Here is an 18,594-nt window from a genome sequence, read left to right as displayed (position 1 = left end):
GCCCTGCTCTTCGTTTCATATATCATTCTCAATTTAGCCGCTTTATTATTCCGTCCGTAATGCAACAACCGGATCTTTCTTTGCAGCACTGCGTGACGGAATGATACCGGCAATAAGCGTCAGAAGTATACTTATAATAATTAAAACAACTGCTGTCTCAAAAGGCAGGCTTGCACTGAGGTTGTTAAGGCCTGTCATGTGATGCAGTATAATATTTATCGGTATGCAAAGCAGATAAGTGATTACTACTCCAAGCAGACCTGAAGCAAAACCAATTATTACGGTTTCTGCACTAAACATGCTGGAAATATTCCTCTTTGATGCACCGATTGCCCTAAGAATACCAATCTCCTTGGTACGCTCCTGAACGGAAATCAGTGTGATTACACCAATCATAATGGACGAAACAATCAAAGATACTGCGACAAACGCAATCAGAACATAGGTTATAGCGTTAATAATCGTCGTGACAGATGACATTATAAGTCCCACATAGTCCGTATAGGTAATCTCCTTCAGGTCGTCAACACTTTCGTTGTACTCAGCAATAACGTCCTTAATCACATCCTTGTTTTCAAAAGAGGATGCATACAGGTTAATAGATGCGGGACTGTCCAGATCAACGCAGCCAAGCATTATCAAATTGTCTTCATAAGTCGAATCGGAAAATTCCAAAATCTCATCGTAATACTTGGCACACACTTCGTCCGTATACTGGCAATGCCTATCCAGGCCGCGGCCAACTGTTCATTGGTCATAGTACTCATCTGCTGTCGGACCCTAGCTGCATATTGTGTACGGTACCGCTCAGTCAAAGCTTGGATAAACAATTCTTTGAATTCGTCATCACTCATTGAAGAAATATACCCTTCAATCGTTGCTTCATCCATTCCTGTCTGTTCTGCCATCGCAGGTGCAATGGAAGCTTCCATGTCAGCCCGTGTCATGTTTGCAAGGGCACCGGAAGCAAACTGCTCTACCGCCTCATCAGATGGAATACTCATAATCTTAAGGTAGGTGGAAGCCTTACCGGAAACATCAAGCTCTTTTATATACTCTTTGAATTCTGCTGCTTTTTCCTCGGTTGAAACGGTACCATCCTTGTCCTTAAAGGGTAGTCCGGTGAAAATATCCGTATTCGGACTTTCCTTCTGTGCTTTTACCGCTTCCGATTGATATGCCTTGTCGATAATATACTCCGTCAGCTTGTTTGTATATCCGATATAGCTTCTGTTTGAAGAAACGATGGAATTTTTTCTGGGCTTTGCAATACCGACAACATGAAGTTTTAGTGCATTGTCATACAGGTATTTTAATCCGGCTTCGGTATCACGAAGGTCCGTATAAGTTTCCGTTTTTTCATCGTAGATATAGCAATCCGAGCTTAGAATGGTGCGAAAGTCCATATTACATATATCTTCATAGGACCATTTCTGTACCTCATAATCAACAGTCGTATGGTCGATTGCCGCTTCCATAAGCTTTTGAATTTCTTCCTCCGATTTCAGTCCTAATGCATAAAGGGTTATATCGTCGATTTCGTTGTTTTCATCCACAAACAGGATTATTTCATCGTATCTCGCAGGCCAGCTTCCGTATATCAAATCATACTGCTTGTCTATTACTTGATTCACGAGTTCTCCGTCATCCCCAGGAAGCAATTCTTTCCACAAACTCATGGTTGACATCATCATGGATGAAGTGCTGCCCATAATGGACTGCTCACGCATGGCAAGCATAGGGACATGTCCATATTGAAATACCTTTTCATAAGTTCCAACGTCATAACTTCCCTATCGGAACGAATAATCGCATCGTCAACATTTTTTGTGTAGATTAGAAGATCAATATCATAGCCGTACTGTACGCCTGCCAGCGCTGCAGCAAGCTTGCTGTTTTCATTCGCTTTCTCTTTTTCAATATATTCTTTGAAAGCTTTCAAATCGTTTTCCTGTGCTTCAAGGGAATTCATTGCGTTCATCATTTCATACAGCATTGCCTTTTGGTAAATTGCATCGTCCTCATGCTCGGAAATGGATTTTGCTTTACCCATAAAAGTGGAAAGCAGGGTGGATATATCCACATTTTGTGCTTCAATCGTCAAGGGATAGGATGAAAGGGTTTCCTCTTGCACAGCATCTATAAATGTGGTGGTACCCTGGGATACTGCATAAATTAGTGCAATGCCGATGATGCCGATAGAACCGGCAAAGCTGGTTAATGCTGTCCTGCCCTTCTTTGTAATTAGATTTTTTAGTGAAAGCCCAAAAGAGGTTCCCAAGGACATGGATGGCTTCTTCTTTTTACGATTGATTTCTTCCCTGCTTTGTGCTTTCGCAATCTCATCCTTTGCCTCTTCATCTGTAAGAGGCATGCTGTCGCTTACAATCTTGCCGTCAAGCATTTTTACGATTCGAGTCGAATATTTTTCAGCAATGTCAGGGTTATGGGTAACCATAACAACGAGATGGTCCTTTGCAATCTCTTTTAGAATATCCATAACCTGAACGCTGGTTTCCGTATCAAGGGCTCCGGTCGGTTCATCAGCCAAAATGATATCGGGATTGTTTACTATGGCACGGGCGATAGCAACCCTCTGCATCTGACCCCCGGACAACTGAGAAGGTTTCTTTCTCATCTGTTTTGCAAGCCCCACCTTTTCCAAGGCTTCCTTTGCCCGTTTGCGCCGTTCCCCCTTTGGAACTCCTGACAGAGTAAGGGCAAGCTCAACATTAGCCAGCACCGTCTGATGGGGAATCAGGTTGTAACTTTGAAACACAAAACCAACCGAATGATTGCGGTATGTATCCCAATCTCTGTCCTTATACTTTTTTGTGGATGTCCCGTTTATTACTAGGTCGCCGGAAGTATATTGATCAAGTCCTCCGATAATATTCAGCAACGTTGTTTTACCGCATCCGGAAGGCCCAAGAATCGAAACAAATTCACATTCACGAAATTTTAAATCTATTCCTTTCAATGCCTCTACATTTTCGCCGCCGGTATGATAAATCTTTGTTATATTCTTAAGTTCAAGCATTTTATTTCCTCCTAACTTATCGCTTTCTAGGTTGAAGTTCTGCATATGCTAAGCATTTATTACTCTTAATTCGACTCAACTGCCCATGTATAAAGTTGATAGTATCTTCCGCACGTCGTTAGAAGCTCTTCATTGGTACCTTGCTCTATAATTTCCCCATGTTCCAATAATATAAGCCGGTCTGCATTTCGTACCGCAGAAAGTCCATGAGCAATTACATAACACCTGAAAATTTCTTTATTACTAACTTTATCAATATTATTGCCCATATCTGTCAATTTTCCATCTTCTTTAGTAAAATTATCATTAACTTGTTAACCATTATAATGAATAATATTAGCTAGTTAACGCTTGGTTATTGTAGAATTTATTCGACTTATGTCAACTTTGAAATTGCCCCGCATGCAAGATAAAACTGAACAGGTGAAAATAAAAGCTCGCGACATCGAGTCCCTTCGCTTTTGCCTCTTTCATTTCATTCCAAGAGGCTAAATAAAAATACAAGAAAGCAAATCGAGTATATGCTTTCTTGTATTTTAAAGCCTCATATTGGAGGTAATTATAGAATTCTATTTTTAATTTGAAGTGCTTTATTTCCCAAATGATGTTCTCTAAGGCAAATACTCATGCAAGGTATCATCAATTTCGATGACCTTGTATGAAGTTATATTTCCATTATAGCCAATATAGAATCTTCCATTTTCACCTTCACTATATTGTAATCTAAAAAGAAGTTTCGGATAGCTTTCCGATGAAAATTCCAAACGATAGTTCTTATATCTGCCATTCCCTTTGAGCATTGCATTTGCCGCTTCTTCTTGCTTTTCATCCGATACTGCTTTTCCGTTTTCTATGGCAGCTACTATTTTTTCGATAATCCCAGAATCGCCTGTATCAAAAACATGTATGTCCGTACCGGACTGCTCCAAGGTTGGTGGAGTTAAATAATAAATGTCAAGGTGATTGGGTTTAAAGTCCGCAATTGTATCCATCTTGACCGAAGATGACCTATATACGCCTCCATATGGTGCGTCGGGCGAAAGCATGGAGTTGTTGTCAAGAAAAATCCATTCATTTTGGTTAAGGCCATTAATTTTATATACATCTGCATCTGAAAGCCGCCCAATTTTTTCGCACAACACCCCAAGACCTTCATGGAAGTCCTTAAAACCGCTAAAATCAAGACCAACATTCTCATGAAGGATATAATCCACTCCGTCAAAAGTCACCGAATCCTTCGATTTTACTTTACTGCTGTCATTTACGCAGCCGGTAAATACCCCTGCCATGCCGGCAATTAAAACAACAGCCAAGAGAATACTTATTCCTTTCCTTGATGCTGTCATATTTAGTAGGTCAATGAATCTATTTTTCCGCTTTATATCGTCATTCATCGATATAGCCCCCTACTCTCTCTATATATTAATTTTATTATAAATTTTATCTATCTGTTCCATTATTTTATTGTACTAAAATATTCATCCTTCGGCAATTCAAAGCAATACTCGTTGCTTCTAAAGACTACTTTTTTGCCCCATTCTTCCCTTATTTACTTTGCATTGACTAAAAATAAATCATCTTATATTAATTTTCGGCTAAAATTAATATAAGATAGGTATAATATAATGCTCCCATTGTCAAAGCAAATTTTTTAGCTTTTCTAAGTTGGATTCTCCTTTCTATGGCTTTGTATAATATATTGTTGCTTTTTGGCAAATTTATGTAATCACCATTGATAAATCGTGACCCCTGAACACTGTTCATTATTCCAGGTTTCCCATATCGTTTAAACGCTTTTTTATCGCCTCTATTGCAAAATATGTGCAGGATACATGGTCGGTTCCATCATACTAACACGTGCATTATCTTCACCACCTCTTCTGATAAAAAATCTGTTTACCATCGTTACAAATTCTGCCCTGGTAACATTTTGAGACGGTCTAAGGCTTCCGTCTCCATAACCTGCAATTCTTCCCTGCTTATCATTTAATTCGATCCAAAACTGTGCCCAATGACCTTCAATGTCATTAAAGCCCTTAAAATCAATTAGAGGCGGTTCCGCCCCCACAATTAAAAGCTGAGTAAACAGAAATAAGCTCCGTGGCACACGATAGCAATCTCTGTTTCACATTCATTATTATATTCCTCCGCTAATTTAAGTTAATTAATGATTATTTAAGTTATATAGTCAGTTTAACCTGATAAAAACGGATTTCAATAAACAACTTAACACTTATGTATTATGTCGAGTTTAAAAATTTTTCAATACCTCAAGCCAAAACGTTTATTTAAGCGTATTGTCTCCATAAGAGCACAATATTTGTCTACCATACATATAATCAAGGCCACTCTGCTTTTAGGAATTTTCGTAATATTTAGCGGCCACATATGACTTAGTATAGCCTGCTGTTGTTTTTCAGGTATACCAAAATGCTTTATTGCGTTATTACATGCAATTTCAGGATGGTCAAAGCCATGGGTTTTTCTGCAAGGCTCTCCATCATGCCAGTCGTAGAGAAAAAGATCGTGAAGCATCGCTACTCCTATTAGTTCCTTCTCGTTTGCATTTAGTTTTAATTTTTTATTAACAAGATAACTAATCCATGCTACGTTTTCACAATGCTGCAATGTTGTAGTTGTGCCATGATGAATATACTTATCCATCTGTTTTACCACATCGGATTCGAAGTAATCTTTAGTCAGTTCAACAAACCTCTTTTCACGAAGTTGTTTCACCAAACGATTTTTGCGTCTTGGAAATTTAAAAACCATAATACGCTGAATTACTTTATAGTAACAAGAATCCTGCTTGCCATAAACTAGTTTTACAATAACCGCCACATAATTTTGAAATCCTTCGTCTATGAAAACAACATATTTCTGAAAATCCGTCAGTAACGATATTGATAACGTGGTATCTATTATTACAATTGAAACAAGAATATAGGCAGAAATATCTATCAAAGGCTCAGATAACGTACTAAGCCCTCTATCCACTAATGGTATCAGAGCTTTTACCAGCAGTAGTGCTAAAACACCAAATGCAACGGATGTAGCACACTTGCCCTTCCGTTAATATTCAGCGGAACATTGCTATAATCCCACCATCGAGCCTTGAACAGTTTTTCAAGAACCAATGATGCAATATAGCCTAAAAACAAGCTTATAATAAAACCAAGTATAAATATCATCCACCATTTAACATTCTGCAAAAGGCCGGATTCTATCAAGTCATAAGCTAAAAAAGCCAATAATGCCCCGCATCCGTATATCATACAAATTAGAACGGGAAGGGATCTGCGGTTGGCCCATTTATGTTTACATATAGTGAAATATACGCTTTCCCAAACAAAGCCTAGAAAACTAAAAAGGAAAAAAGCGATAATATATCTATTCAGTAAAATCCCTTCCTTTCATTTTGCCATACTACTACAATACAGGTTAATTATGTACAATTATTCCCCTAAAAATTATATCGAAAAACATTCGTATAATTCAAGATTTGTACAACTTCCAAAAGCAAAATACTTTTTACTCACATCAATTTCTTCTCCTATCCACAAACTTTCTCCAATTTCCATCCGGCACTAAAATTCCGTTTTCTTTTGCATATCTCTCATCCTTATAAATATATATCCAACAGGTCACCTCTTCCCCGTTTTCGGTAGATATGCTCCTTGGCTCCCTAATGTATAGATTGTTGCTACTCCCTTTATTATAGCCCTCCAAGCGGTCCAGAGACTTCAAAAGTTTTTCATCAACAGGTTCCACAATTTCTCCTTCAATTATTCCGTTTCCCGGAAGCAAACCCGGATATCCTCCAGGCAGATGATAAAGCAATCCATAAGTTTTGCCCGGTGTTATACGGCTTATCCGGCCTTTAAGATACCTCTTATAATTACAAAAACCTTTCATTAGTGTTCCATATACAAATACTTTATTTGTATAAATTTCACAATCTATTATTTCATTACCATATGTCTTCATTTATATCGCCCTTTCCCATACGGAAAATTTACCCTACTAAAAAAGCCCCTTTCTTTTGGCTGAATTCCCCTTTGAATTCATTTAAAGGCACCTTCGCCAAAGTAAGAAAAGAGCTTGAAAGCCAGGCTTCATTTATTTGAGCATGGCATTTTGGTTTCTGAAACCGCCTTTACCCTCTCTCATGCTGTCATACATGATGCCATCGCACGGGCCGGCTATTCGATACCACACGCGGCTTTCCAGTCATTTTCTTTAAAACCCGCCAAGACAAAGTCGTCACCGATAAGAAGCGGCCGCTTCACAAGCATACCGTCTGATGCCAGCAGATTATACTGTTCTTCCTCACTCATCGTTGGAAGCTTGTCTTTTAGCTTAAGTTCCTTATACAAAAGTCCGCTGGTATTAAAGAATTTCTTCAGCGGTAGGCTGCTCTTTTTATGCCAGTCTTTTAATTCCTCTATTGTAGGATTATTTTCTTTGATATTCCTTTCCTCAAAGTCTATGCCGTTTGCCTTCAGCCACTTCTTGGCCTTCTGGCAGGTAGTGCATTTCGGATAACAAACAAATATCATAATGTTCCTCCGTTCTATCTTGTTTTATCTTAATAATACCACAGCATCAAAAATTCTCCTAATCGCTATCAACTTATAGAATTCGACAAAGGTATCATAATTATTTAAATAGTAAGTAATAGAATCATTTAAATCAATGTAAAAAGGATTAGAAGATTTCTCAATTTAAAAAGCTCGTCCCCATAGCCGGACAAGCCAAACATTAAGAAGCAGTTTAGAGGTATATTCTGCAGGCGTGAAAAACTTGAAATTACTTACCAAGAAGAATTGCAAAAACTTCGATAGTCAAAATAATTTATATTTCTTAACTATCCAACTTTAGCAAGGCTTCCTCTAGGCTATTTACAAAATAGATACTATTTCCCTTATTGCTCTCATATATAAAGTCCTTAAGAGGCTTGCTTGTATATTTTGAATAATCTCCGACAATAGCAATTTTTTTATGATAGTTAATAAACTTCTGCAATATTTCGCCCGCAATTCCGGTGCTCAAAACAAAGAAATCTTCGGTCACGCATGATTTGCATACTATAAGTTTATCGCAATCGGTTTCGTATTGAACAGTTGCTATCAAATCTAATGCAGATTGGGCATCTTCAATAATAATCTCATCAGCAATAATCAGTGCAATATCATTTTTCTTTCCTAATATTTTGTACTCCATGTTATTCTCCCTTTTCCACAAATAATCTCTATCATAATATTACCCGATAAATTCAAATTTGCAAACTTCATAATCTCCCCATAAAAGTTGAGTCCGCCTTTCCCTCTACAATATTTCAACATACCCCTCTGTTCCATTTACTCGAATTCGTTGCCCATCTTTTATCAGTTTTGTAGCTTTTTCTATTCCGACAACTGCCGGCAAACCATATTCACGTGCAATAACTGCACCATGGGTCATCAGTCCGCCAACTTCAGTAACCAAGCCTTTTATAGATACAAACAATGGTGTCCAGCTAGGGTCGGTAAAGGAGGTCACCAATATATCTCCATCTTCCAAATCGGCATCTTCCATGTTTAAGATGACACGTGCTCGTCCCTCTACAACTCCGGAAGAAACAGGCAAACCCACAATAGCTTCAGCCGGGATATTTTCTCGTTTGTACTTACCTGCAGCAATTTCGCCATCAGAGGTAATAACACGAGGGGGAGTTAGTTTTTCATATAATTTGTACTCTTCTTTTCTTTTGTGGATAATCCGGCAATCCGGCTTTTTTGTACATACTACCTCGCGAAGTTCTTCAAAAGTAAGATAGTATATATCCTCTTTTTCATTTATTACGTTAGCTCGAACAAGTTGCTCTGCTTCTTTCAGCAAAGCCTGCTTATAAACAAAGTAACGGCTAACCATGCTGTATTTTGGGTATTCACGATAACCGATGAAATTCCGGATTATGCCGATCATTCTTTTTGCTTCACTGGCTTTTTGTTCACCATCCGGCAACCGCTTCAATCGTTCCAACAACTCTTGTCCTTTTTTCAAAGCATCCTGTCTCCCTTGCTCAAATTTTCGCTTGCCGGCATTAGGCTCAAAGTTTTTGATGTTGTTGAGAATCAAGGGAATAAGCGTAGACGGTTTTTCACTCCAACGAGGTTTAGTAATATCAATTTCTCCGCTGCACCGCATTCCGTATTTACCAAGATAAGCATAGAAAGCGTCTCGGATTTCCTGTCCGCCATCAAACTTAACCAGTTCATCCAAAAAGTTATCGTCTTCTACATGCTGTAAATAATCAATAACTTCCGGATAAGGACGAATCACATCTGCGACCTCTAATAGCTCCAGACCCATCTGTGAAGTGATATTATTCGGTACAGATTGAGAAAGCTTGTCTGCCGCGTTTTTTTCGCCTAACCAATCATTCATTTTTTCATTAATCCACGCTGAAGCATACATAGCAGTCTTAATTACATCCATACTTTGCGGATCGAATAAACTCTTCTTTAATTCCCGGATGTCTTCCAGAATAAAATCAAGCAAATCTGCTCCTGACTTCGTTTGGATGTTATGTTTCAACTCTTCTATCGATGTTTCGTTTCTCTTAATCAAATCAAAAACAATCGTCGAATTGTTTTCGATTTCTGTCTGAAAACCTAAAGACTGCACGCTTTTCTTACTTTCAATGGAACTCTGTTCTTTCTTATTATCCGGCAATGATTTAATAAAATCTTCCCGTTCTATTATAGTCATAAGTGCGTCTTTTATGAGCGGATCGTGTTGTCCCATGGTATCTAATAGAGCTTCTCTGCTGTCAGGTGAATTTAGCATATAAGTAACGTCAACAAATAACCTTCCACCGGCTTTCCTCATAGGCACATTAGTTGTTAACAGAAAAAAAGACAATCCCAATGGCTTCATTGGGTCGGTCATCATTTGTTGATGTCCGACAGATACATAAACGTGATTCTCTCTATCATTCGCTTCAGGAACAGGGTATAAAGTTGTAATTGGCCGGCTCTGAACGATGTAAAATGTGTCATCGGCCAAACACCACTCGATGTCTTGGGGATAGCCGAAATGTTCTTCTATCTTTCTTCCTATGTGCTCAAGCCGCAAAATCAGTTCATCGGGCAGCACTCGGCTATTCTGTCTCTCAGGTTCAATATCTTGTTTTCTCGTACCACCATCTTTTAAGGGATAAATAGCCACCTTCTTAGTTGATATCTTCTTTTCTATAACCTTTCCGTCACGCACTTTATAGGTATCGGCATTTACCAGGCCGGAAACCAAGGCATCACCGAGTCCGAAGCCGGCATCAACAGATAAAACTTTCCTATTTGAAGTAACCGGATCGGCAGTAAACAAAATTCCTGATGCCTGCGGAAAGACCATCTTCTGAACAATCACAGACAGTTGAACTTTACGGTGGTCAAAACCGTTTCTAATGCGGTAAATTATTGCCCTCTCGGTAAACAGCGATGCCCAGCACTTGCAAATATGCTTTAGGATTGCCTCTGTTCCAATAATGTTTAAATACGTATCCTGCTGGCCTGCAAAAGAAGCAGCCGGTAAATCCTCTGCAGTTGCGCTGGATCGTACTGCATAGGCATTTTTTTCTCCAAGTCCGGAAATAAAGCAGGTGATCTCTTCATTAATGTCTTTTGGAATAGTTATCCCTTCAATGATTCTGCGAATCTTACAGCTAAGCTCTGCTATTTTATCTCTATCTTCCATTTTTAAAAGCGATAATTGCTCCAGCAATTCATTAATTGACGGTGTTGCTCCAATGATTCTTTTAAAAGCCTCAGTAGAAATGCAAAAACCTTCCGGTACGTGTATTCCTTTAATTTTAAAAAGTTCTCCCAGGTTAGCGCCTTTACCCCCAACAAGCATGATTTCTGTTTTGTCAATATCTTGGAAACCAAGCACATAGAAACTCATATATTTTCCTCCTTTTGAAATCCCTTCTTTGATTTTAATGAAGATAGCGGAAAAAATTACGCAAGGGGGGCAATAGCATACCTATAATGTACCTTTTACAAATATCTTATATACCCCGTCAATTTAAGATGTTATTACATTATAGCACCGGCAATTGAGAACAAACAGTCTATATTTACAATTCCCTGTATGATATAATTAAAGTAGGGAGATTTGCCAAAATATCCATCTGACATCATCTATCAAACATAGGTATCAGTGCTATACCGTATTCTGATTTTATATTTGGAGTCTAGTATACGCCTATGTTGTGTTGGGCAGAAAAAATTTACTTCTCCTAACCTTTAATCATCTGAAAGAAGCCGCTTTTCACCTGAAATTTTTTGTATAGGAGCAATATCCTGAGTCACTTCTATTACTCCCATGTATTCTCCTTTATTATTTCTTACAGCAAAATACCTGATAAAAACATACTTTTCACCCATCCTGATCCAGAAATCCTCATGGTCCTTTTTTCCTGATTTCAAATCCTCTACAATCTTTTCCACGATGTGTACACTGGCCGGAGGATGACAATTTTGCACCTGCCTTCCGATAATCGTCTTAGGACGTGCAAAAATTCTTTCCTTCCCCTGTGTAAAGTATTTTACGGCACCGTCCTTATCCACAAAAGTAATATCAATAGGTAGGGTATTTAACATTGCATTTATTTCTTCCGGTGTAAGACATCCTGCATCAAATTCAACATAACCGGGATTTTCTTGAGACTTAATTCCCTCTTTTTGTGTTTTTTCCACAACATCCACCCGCGCAGGTTTCCATTCATCTTTAGGTGTTATCAGGCAATATCCGATTTCATTGCTCGACCGGGCAATTTCAACCCATTCATCCTCTGTAAGGCTCTCCAAAGCCATAGGGAAAAGAATCTTTTCTTCTTTAAAAATCATTTCGGCAACCCTATTCACTGTTTCTTCTGCCTTCTCTAAATGTATGCTTTTGGCCGAAAGACTCCTGTTTACCTCTTTAATGCCTGCCCTGATTTCATCATCCACACCCCACATTACCTTAGGCGGTGCATTTATACCGTATTTCTCCAAGTACGGGAATAGCAGATTTTCTTTTCGAGAATAATGCTTGTCTATCTCCCAAAGCTTTTGAAATGCCTCTTCCAACTTCTTCAGACTTTGAGTTGTATCCCCGTTTTTATAGCTTTCCAACTGTGGTTTGATTTCATCGTCGATAAGTTTTCTTATTTGAGCATTTTCAAGCTTAAAAGTATGGACCGGATGACCCGGAACTTCTTCGGGATTCTGCGGTCTGTGTATCTCTTCAATGGAGCCTTTAAAAACAGCAGCGTGTACATCACAGAGCCTTTGTATCTCTTCCACAGGCATACCCTCCATAATCAACGCCTGTTCCATTTCGCTAATCTCAGAGGCTGAAATTCCTTTAATCAGCTCTTCAAACCTTGGTTTTATCTCTTCGACGCTTTTACCATTATGCAGTTCCCTAATTAATTCTCTTAAGACTTTTTGCCTGTACTCACGGTTATTTATTACTTCGCTCATAACTCCATCTCCTTTTTTTAAATGTTCACCTTAATAGTATTAGTACCCTTTTTTCCATCCATTACATCATGATTTGTCAAAAGTTTTGCATTTTTGGGTTAAACGCAGCTGTCATTATCTATTTTGTCAATTCTACCCTATTTTATTCCAAGCTCGATTTTCACAAAAAATAGTCCCTAAAACACCAGGGACACTCATTTCACATGATTTGGCTTGAAGCGTCATTGTTTGTTCAAGCAACTACATATCGGCATGGTGATATGCCATATTCCAAAAAGTAAAATTGCCACTGTATTTGGCAATAGCAAATCGGCATTTCTTTTGGTATATCAGCCAAATATCACTTATCAAGTTTATAGAACCAATTCCAATCGCTATGGTAAATCATTCTTTTACTCATGCCTCCGTCTACAGTAATTGTTTCACCTGTTATAAAATCCTGCTGACACAAGAATAAGACCATATCGGATATATCCTTTGGTGTTCCTACTTTCCCTGCCGGGATTGCAGCACAATCTTCCGGACTAAATTCCTGCTCATCTTTTACATTGATCCAGCCCGGCGCAATGCAATTAACAAGCACATCCGGAGCCAGCGATATTGCCAAAGCATGTGTCAAAGCAACAATTCCACCCTTCGTACTGGCATATGCTTCCGAATCGGGCTCCGACTGAAATGCCCGTGTGGATGCAATATTGATAATTCTACCTTTATTTTTTATCAATTCATCCTTGCACAAACGACTTAATTCATAAGGAGCTTTTAACCCGACAGATAAGATATAATCAAATTCCTCATAAGGTAAGGAAGATAGAATTCCTTTACTGCCGCGGCAAGCATTATTTACCAAGACATCTATCCTCTGCAACTTTTCCATTGCAAATTCAACGAATCTTTTCAACGTTAACGGATCGGCAACATCTCCACGAAAATAAAATAGATTCGGATGCTCTTTTGCAAAATCGACAGAGCGCTTTTCGTCTATATCAATAAAACATACCTTATCACCGGCTTTAATGAAATCTATACAGATTTGCTTTCCTATACCGTGTCCTCCTCCGGTAACAACAACTCCTCTATTCATAATATCCTCCTTTTAACCTATAAGATTAGATAATTATTTTGACCTGAATAGAAAGTAAAGATCAAAACTTCGGATGCTTTTCAAAATTCGTGACAAGTAAAAAAACTCAGTTTCTGAAAATAAAAAGTTTTTCACTCGGTATTCTTTCATAACTGCATAAAACCTGAATACGACGGTCTAAAATCCCTATTTTTGCGCAGTATCTTTAGAGGTAATAAAAAACCAATTCAACATAACAATACTTTATTCAAAAAAACAAATAAAATCAATATTTAGGGTTAACTTTTGCCTTTCTTATTTTTTGAGATTATGATATATTTTAGATAAAGAATTCAAATTGTCAACTTAAATATCCGAACCGGAAACCGGCATAATTGCGAATCCGCATATAATATACAAAAGGAAGTGTGTGAATTGAATTACAAAATAGATGCTGATATAGTGAAATCTTTGCAAAAGGCTCAAAAAAACGAAATCACAGAATACCATATTTATTCAAAATTATCCTCATTAATAAAGAACGAACACAACAGCAAAGTTCTTCAGCAAATCGCCCAGGATGAACTCTGTCACCATAACGAGCTAAAGAAGTTTACTGAAACGGATATGAAACCAAATACTTTGAAAATATACTTTTATACCTTTATTTCGCTGATATTTGGCGTTACTTTCGGCATAAAACTTATGGAAAAAGGGGAAAGCGGCGCTGAAAAACTATACAGGAGACTCGGGAAAAATATTGAGGAATTTAAAATAATAGCAAATGAAGAAAACAAGCATGAAGAAGAGCTGATTGGAATAATCGAGGAGGAAAAGCTCCAATTTGTAGGTTCGATGGTCCTCGGCCTAAATGACGCCCTGGTGGAGCTAACCGGCACCTTGGCAGGTCTCACTTTTGCATTAAAGAATACGCGCCTCATAGCACTTTCAGGCCTTATAACAGGTATAGCAGCTACCCTCTCAATGGCAGCATCGGAATACCTTTCAACCAGAACAGAGCAAGATAGCAAACATGCTTTGAAATCATCGTTATATACCGGAGGAGCATACGTTTTCACCGTTGCATGCCTGGTGTTTCCCTACCTTTTATTTTCCAACTATGTGTTAAGCCTTGCGGCTACAATTATTATGGCAATATTTATAATACTTATTTTCAATTTTTATATATCAGTTGCCAAGGATCTTCCCTTTAAACAGAGATTTTTGGAAATGGCCGGTATCAGTTTGGGAGTAGCAGTTATTTCCTTTATAATCGGGTATTTCGTCAGGCTGTTCCTTGGAGTTGATGTTTAAAGGGACGGTTCTCTGCTCTACGTCCCCTCTTCTGTTACTACTCTCAAGCTTTTATTTTTACGTTAAAAATCATAATACGAAAAGCTTAGAATCCTGTTCGTGCCATCAATCCCACTAGGAACAATCTACAATAATCAACGGAATAATCATCTCGTCTTTAGTAAGTTCTCCATGAGAACTAATGAATTTCTCTTTCTTTTCTTTTGTGTTAAAAATACACAAATCATCTATTGCAACAGCAAGATAATCTCCCAGCATATCGCGAAAATCTTTATGCTCTGTTCCGTATCCGAATAATTTCATTTCAAGTACTTTTTCTTTTGGCAAAAGAAGAAACTTGCCGCCAAATTCATAAGTAAATTCTTTCTCAAATTCGTCTCTTCTGTCTTCCTTCACAAATAAATTCAAAGCTCTAGGTTCAATAGTAGGAATTCTTTTTAGACAATTCATAATCTTTGGATAATCCTTAATACACACACCTTTTGTGTTCACATGGCCATGGTCGGCAGTTATTATCACAAGAGTGTCCTTTAGTTTAGTAGTAAGACTCTCTATTTTTCTTTCAAGGGATGAAACCACTTTCTTTGATTCTTCACTGTAGCAACCGGTTAGATGCATAGTACTGTCAGGTTCGTCACAATAACAGTAGATATACTTTTGCCCGGGCTCATCACAATATTTTTTTATCAGTTCGCATCTTTCCTCAAATGTTTGCGAATAAGGCGGGACAAACGGTATAGCATAATATGCTTTTCCTCCCGCCGAATCAATCCTGTTAATCACGCTTGAATACCAGCAGTACTTCCATGCTACACTCTCCTCGGCCACCTTCTCTCCTGTCTCGGTATCCGTATTAAGAAATACCGTTACATTACGGTCTATCTGCGGAAAGTAACAGTCCCATCCAAGCCATCCATGCTCACAGGGGGTAAGACCGCTATCAATCGATGTTGTAGCCGCTACTGTAGTTGAAGGAAATGTCGAGCTGTATGTTCCCGCCAAGTGGGTATTGAAAAAGCCGTCTTTTTCGAGATTGCGCTCAATAATGCACTTGCCCATTCCGTCAAGAAGAATAACTACCACATTCTTATAATCTTTCGCAAGATACCGGTCGAGAAGCTCAAGAGTTTTGCCATTAGCCGGAAGTCCCCATCTCTTCAAAATTGAATTTGCAAGATTCGCTATTGAATTGCTATAATCGGGATAAACAATATTTGCGTTCATATCATCCCCCCATTCCATGTATTAAAAATATTTATCCATTTTGCCTGAAGAAATCTCTTTCGTAAGCAAACGCGCCTTTTTCCCGCGAAAGGTTCATTTTCATCCTTTCCGCTTTTTCGTGGGAAAATAAATATCTTTTCTATTTCCATTATGTGCGAAAAAGCAAATACTTTCAATATTATCGCAGGTAAATTTACAAGAAAAAGCAAAAATACCGATAATCGCCCTATAGTTTCTTGATTTTTTTCTTTAGCCCCGTTTTTTATTGCAATCAGCAAATTCGCCCCTGTTTTACCGGAAAAATTGTCGGAAAGATTACCTTAGCAAATACATAAATATAATTGCGACAACCAGTGTAACCACTCCCGCACCAAATGCCAGCAATACCTTTTGATATGGCCTTTTGCCTCTTCCCTTGACTTTGCAATTTCATCCAACTTTTTACCTTCTATAAATGCAATAATTTCACGATATGTTTGAATATCAAATTCTTTCTTCTTCCGTTCAACCAATACAGCAGTATATATCGTTGCTATCAATAAGGCAATCAAAATACCAATTCCTACAAATCCCAGAAAGTATATCAGCGGAATAGGAGATATCACTATCAATAGCAGCATAACCCCAAATACCTGCCCCAGTTTTTCAAACTTTTTTATGTCCTCATTTTTTACTTGTTCTTTCATAATCTCTACATCTCCTTTGATCAGATTATCAATAGAGGTTCCAAAAACTTCACTTAATAGAACGAGACTATTAATATCAGGATAACTTTTGCCATTTTCCCAATTTGAAATTGTCTGCCTGGATACATATACTTTTTCTGCAAGTTCATCCTGAGTCAATGACATGTCATTTCGGTATTTTTTAATCTGTTTTCCCAGCTCCATTTTTTGCTAACCCCTTTCATACTTTCAATCTAATCAAAGTAATAATTTTTGTCTATCAAAATTCCTTTACACAAGTCAATTAGAGACGGAATTTTTTACGTCAAATCTCTTTGACATCCGCATGAATAGGCCACTTCAAATTCTCTATAAATACACCATGTATAAGTGCTATATGAGTATTCTATTCTATTAATTCTACCATATTAGCGGCCGTCTTTTATACCCCTTGATTTTACCGTCAAAACCTATCTTCCTCAAAATCAATATTGTGTGGCAATAGTATAGCCATATCTTCAGCATCTGTTCGCCAAAACATATCAACCGGTTTTCGGCAACCGTCCCTATCGCATGGAAAAAGCTCTTGAAACCAAAGAAAACATCCTTTATACTGATGATGGTCACTTGAAAAATAAGTAAGTAACCAATACCGATGACCGGCAAGCAATTTTTAGAGCAATTGGAGGTTATCATGAAAAAGCAAAGCATTATAATACTAATTTTAATAGCAACTTTTCTTTTAAATTCCTGTATATACTCGAATAATAACACAGAATCTTCGGATGCCAATAATAGCTATGCACTCATTAAAGACAAGCATCTTGAAGAAGCAATTCGGAATCAATTAAATTTGAGTGAAGATGTAGAATTAACACAAAGTCATCTGGAAAGCCTAACCACGCTAAAAGCACCTTCATCCAAAATCAAGAGTATTGAAGGTCTTCAATATGCAATTAATCTTGAGGTACTTGATGTTACAAATAATGAGATTGAGAACCTAAAGCCTTTGTCCAACCTTGAAAAATTGCAGGATTTGTTTTTAGGTTACAATAATATTAAGGATTTATCTCCTCTTTCCAACTGTACCAGCTTAAAAAGACTTTATATTCACTGTAATCGGATAGACAGCCTAAAGCCTTTACATAAATTAGAAAATATTGAAACGCTTACAACAGAAAACAATAATATATCAAGTCTTGAGGGTATTGAAAATATGAAAAACCTGACAAGTTTATACGCAGGCAGCAACAGGCTTACTGAAATAACCCCTGTTTCACAGTTGCTTTCGCTGGAAACAGTGTATTTATATGATAATAAAATTAAAGACATCTCTCCTCTCCAAAACTTAACAAATATTGAATCTCTTCGGTTAGAAAACAATAAAATCAAGGATATCTCTTTTCTTAACGGACTGACACTGATAAACAACATTAATTTAGGAAATAACAAAATAGAGGATATTTCAGTATTGGTAAATCTTGCGGAAAACGGGGCATTCAGTTTTAAATATAAAGGTTTGGATTATGATATCAATATAGCCGGAAATCCGATTAAAGTTGAAAAAGATAATGCAATAAAGAAGTTGGAGCAACTGGGCGTAAGGGTGAAATATTAGAAGTCAACATAGAAAGCAGAAGCATTATTAATAATACCAATTAATGTACGAATCCTTTGGATTAATGTTCCCAACTGTTTTTTGCACCTTGTGTTCGAAAGAACCTATCAATATATTACTAATTTGACTTGTGCAGTAAAATGTAAAACTTTATGCAG

The 18,594-nt window shown here is 37.7% G+C and carries 17 protein-coding genes and 2 pseudogenes; 2 read left to right on the top strand and 17 right to left on the bottom strand.

Translation table 11 applies throughout. The annotated features are described in order from the left end of the window. Nucleotides 1–45: 45 nt before the first annotated feature. The 14 genes and pseudogenes from JCM21531_RS12165 to JCM21531_RS12100 form a co-directional block, all read right to left on the bottom strand. A pseudogene (locus JCM21531_RS12165) lies at nucleotides 46–711 on the bottom strand (ABC transporter permease); the annotation flags it as partial. Beyond that, nucleotides 639–1,739 (bottom strand): hypothetical protein, encoded by a 1,101-nt coding sequence (locus JCM21531_RS17880; protein ID WP_131464475.1) that lies wholly within the window; start codon nucleotides 1,737–1,739, stop codon nucleotides 639–641. The gene JCM21531_RS17880 and the pseudogene JCM21531_RS12165, both read right to left, overlap by 73 nt. Next, the gene (locus JCM21531_RS17875) at nucleotides 1,691–3,040 is read right to left on the bottom strand and encodes an ABC transporter ATP-binding protein (RefSeq protein ID WP_054847097.1); all 1,350 of its coding nucleotides are present in this window, start codon (nucleotides 3,038–3,040) and stop codon (nucleotides 1,691–1,693) included. Before JCM21531_RS17875 ends, JCM21531_RS17880 begins: the two co-directional genes overlap by 49 nt. Before the next feature lie 65 nt (nucleotides 3,041–3,105). Continuing rightward, nucleotides 3,106–3,318: a hypothetical protein gene (locus tag JCM21531_RS12155; RefSeq protein WP_038290290.1), complete on the bottom strand. Its 213-nt coding sequence runs from the start codon at nucleotides 3,316–3,318 to the stop codon at nucleotides 3,106–3,108. A gap of 333 nt (nucleotides 3,319–3,651) precedes the next feature. Then, nucleotides 3,652–4,434 carry a hypothetical protein gene (locus JCM21531_RS12150; protein ID WP_038290287.1) on the bottom strand — a complete coding sequence of 261 codons (783 nt, stop codon included), beginning with the start codon at nucleotides 4,432–4,434 and terminating at the stop codon, nucleotides 3,652–3,654. A 413-nt stretch (nucleotides 4,435–4,847) separates the two neighbouring features. After that, complete coding sequence (locus tag JCM21531_RS12140; protein ID WP_243467616.1) at nucleotides 4,848–5,147, bottom strand: S-layer homology domain-containing protein; 300 nt, start codon at nucleotides 5,145–5,147, stop codon at nucleotides 4,848–4,850. 155 nt (nucleotides 5,148–5,302) lie between these two features. Further along, complete coding sequence (locus tag JCM21531_RS22135; RefSeq protein ID WP_243467615.1) at nucleotides 5,303–6,037, bottom strand: phosphohydrolase; 735 nt, start codon at nucleotides 6,035–6,037, stop codon at nucleotides 5,303–5,305. A 32-nt stretch (nucleotides 6,038–6,069) separates the two neighbouring features. Further along, the gene (locus tag JCM21531_RS22130; RefSeq protein ID WP_243467618.1) at nucleotides 6,070–6,366 is read right to left on the bottom strand and encodes a putative ABC transporter permease; all 297 of its coding nucleotides are present in this window, start codon (nucleotides 6,364–6,366) and stop codon (nucleotides 6,070–6,072) included. A 214-nt stretch (nucleotides 6,367–6,580) separates the two neighbouring features. Beyond that, nucleotides 6,581–7,027 carry a gamma-glutamylcyclotransferase family protein gene (locus JCM21531_RS12125; RefSeq protein ID WP_038290276.1) on the bottom strand — a complete coding sequence of 149 codons (447 nt, stop codon included), beginning with the start codon at nucleotides 7,025–7,027 and terminating at the stop codon, nucleotides 6,581–6,583. 215 nt (nucleotides 7,028–7,242) lie between these two features. Further along, nucleotides 7,243–7,599 (bottom strand): arsenate reductase family protein, encoded by a 357-nt coding sequence (locus tag JCM21531_RS12120; protein ID WP_038290274.1) that lies wholly within the window; start codon nucleotides 7,597–7,599, stop codon nucleotides 7,243–7,245. A 304-nt stretch (nucleotides 7,600–7,903) separates the two neighbouring features. Continuing rightward, on the bottom strand, nucleotides 7,904–8,263 hold the full coding sequence (locus tag JCM21531_RS12115) for a DUF4180 domain-containing protein (RefSeq protein ID WP_038290271.1): 360 nt from the start codon (nucleotides 8,261–8,263) through the stop codon (nucleotides 7,904–7,906). Nucleotides 8,264–8,368: 105 nt separating this feature from the next. Next, nucleotides 8,369–10,984 carry a phosphoenolpyruvate synthase gene (gene ppsA, locus JCM21531_RS12110; RefSeq protein ID WP_038290269.1) on the bottom strand — a complete coding sequence of 872 codons (2,616 nt, stop codon included), beginning with the start codon at nucleotides 10,982–10,984 and terminating at the stop codon, nucleotides 8,369–8,371. A gap of 344 nt (nucleotides 10,985–11,328) precedes the next feature. After that, nucleotides 11,329–12,552, bottom strand: coding sequence for a DUF438 domain-containing protein (locus tag JCM21531_RS12105; RefSeq protein WP_038290266.1), 1,224 nt, complete (start codon nucleotides 12,550–12,552; stop codon nucleotides 11,329–11,331). Between the two features lie 340 nt (nucleotides 12,553–12,892). Further along, entirely contained in the window at nucleotides 12,893–13,636 is a 744-nt protein-coding gene (locus tag JCM21531_RS12100) for an SDR family oxidoreductase (RefSeq protein ID WP_038290263.1), read from the bottom strand. 414 nt (nucleotides 13,637–14,050) lie between these two features. Between JCM21531_RS12100 and JCM21531_RS12095 the strand changes: the two genes are divergently transcribed. Beyond that, nucleotides 14,051–14,929 carry a VIT1/CCC1 transporter family protein gene (locus JCM21531_RS12095; RefSeq protein ID WP_038290260.1) on the top strand — a complete coding sequence of 293 codons (879 nt, stop codon included), beginning with the start codon at nucleotides 14,051–14,053 and terminating at the stop codon, nucleotides 14,927–14,929. Nucleotides 14,930–15,043: 114 nt separating this feature from the next. Here the strand turns inward: JCM21531_RS12095 and JCM21531_RS12090 are convergent, their stop codons facing one another. From JCM21531_RS12090 to JCM21531_RS18800, 3 genes and pseudogenes are all read right to left on the bottom strand, one after another. Continuing rightward, nucleotides 15,044–16,153, bottom strand: a complete 1,110-nt coding sequence (locus tag JCM21531_RS12090) for an alkaline phosphatase family protein (protein WP_038290257.1) — start codon at nucleotides 16,151–16,153, stop codon at nucleotides 15,044–15,046. Between the two features lie 315 nt (nucleotides 16,154–16,468). Then, a pseudogene (locus tag JCM21531_RS12080) lies at nucleotides 16,469–17,043 on the bottom strand (helix-turn-helix domain-containing protein). Between the two features lie 195 nt (nucleotides 17,044–17,238). Further along, nucleotides 17,239–17,445 carry a hypothetical protein gene (locus tag JCM21531_RS18800; RefSeq protein WP_131464469.1) on the bottom strand — a complete coding sequence of 69 codons (207 nt, stop codon included), beginning with the start codon at nucleotides 17,443–17,445 and terminating at the stop codon, nucleotides 17,239–17,241. 67 nt (nucleotides 17,446–17,512) lie between these two features. On the opposite strand from JCM21531_RS18800, the gene JCM21531_RS12075 reads away from it, so the two are divergent. Beyond that, nucleotides 17,513–18,436, top strand: coding sequence for a leucine-rich repeat domain-containing protein (locus JCM21531_RS12075; RefSeq protein WP_038290251.1), 924 nt, complete (start codon nucleotides 17,513–17,515; stop codon nucleotides 18,434–18,436). The last annotated feature ends 158 nt before the right edge of the window (nucleotides 18,437–18,594 follow it).

It is taken from the genome of Acetivibrio straminisolvens JCM 21531, from assembly GCF_000521465.1.
Classification (GTDB): Bacteria; Bacillota; Clostridia; order Acetivibrionales; family Acetivibrionaceae; genus Hungateiclostridium; species Hungateiclostridium straminisolvens.
The sequence above is the reverse complement of the archived record's forward strand: the minus strand, read 5'-3'. Positions and strand labels throughout refer to the sequence as shown.

Coding starts and splice junctions, on each gene's coding strand:
- JCM21531_RS17880 (WP_131464475.1), bottom strand. CDS start 1,739: ATGCTTGCCATGCGTGAGCAGTCCATTATGGGCAGCACTTCATCCATG.
- JCM21531_RS17875 (WP_054847097.1), bottom strand. CDS start 3,040: ATGCTTGAACTTAAGAATATAACAAAGATTTATCATACCGGCGGCGAA.
- JCM21531_RS12150 (WP_038290287.1), bottom strand. CDS start 4,434: ATGAATGACGATATAAAGCGGAAAAATAGATTCATTGACCTACTAAAT.
- JCM21531_RS12125 (WP_038290276.1), bottom strand. CDS start 7,027: ATGAAGACATATGGTAATGAAATAATAGATTGTGAAATTTATACAAAT.
- JCM21531_RS12120 (WP_038290274.1), bottom strand. CDS start 7,599: ATGATATTTGTTTGTTATCCGAAATGCACTACCTGCCAGAAGGCCAAG.
- JCM21531_RS12115 (WP_038290271.1), bottom strand. CDS start 8,263: ATGGAGTACAAAATATTAGGAAAGAAAAATGATATTGCACTGATTATT.
- ppsA (WP_038290269.1), bottom strand. CDS start 10,984: ATGAGTTTCTATGTGCTTGGTTTCCAAGATATTGACAAAACAGAAATC.
- JCM21531_RS12105 (WP_038290266.1), bottom strand. CDS start 12,552: ATGAGCGAAGTAATAAATAACCGTGAGTACAGGCAAAAAGTCTTAAGA.
- JCM21531_RS12100 (WP_038290263.1), bottom strand. CDS start 13,636: ATGAATAGAGGAGTTGTTGTTACCGGAGGAGGACACGGTATAGGAAAG.
- JCM21531_RS12090 (WP_038290257.1), bottom strand. CDS start 16,153: ATGAACGCAAATATTGTTTATCCCGATTATAGCAATTCAATAGCGAAT.
- JCM21531_RS12075 (WP_038290251.1), top strand. CDS start 17,513: ATGAAAAAGCAAAGCATTATAATACTAATTTTAATAGCAACTTTTCTT.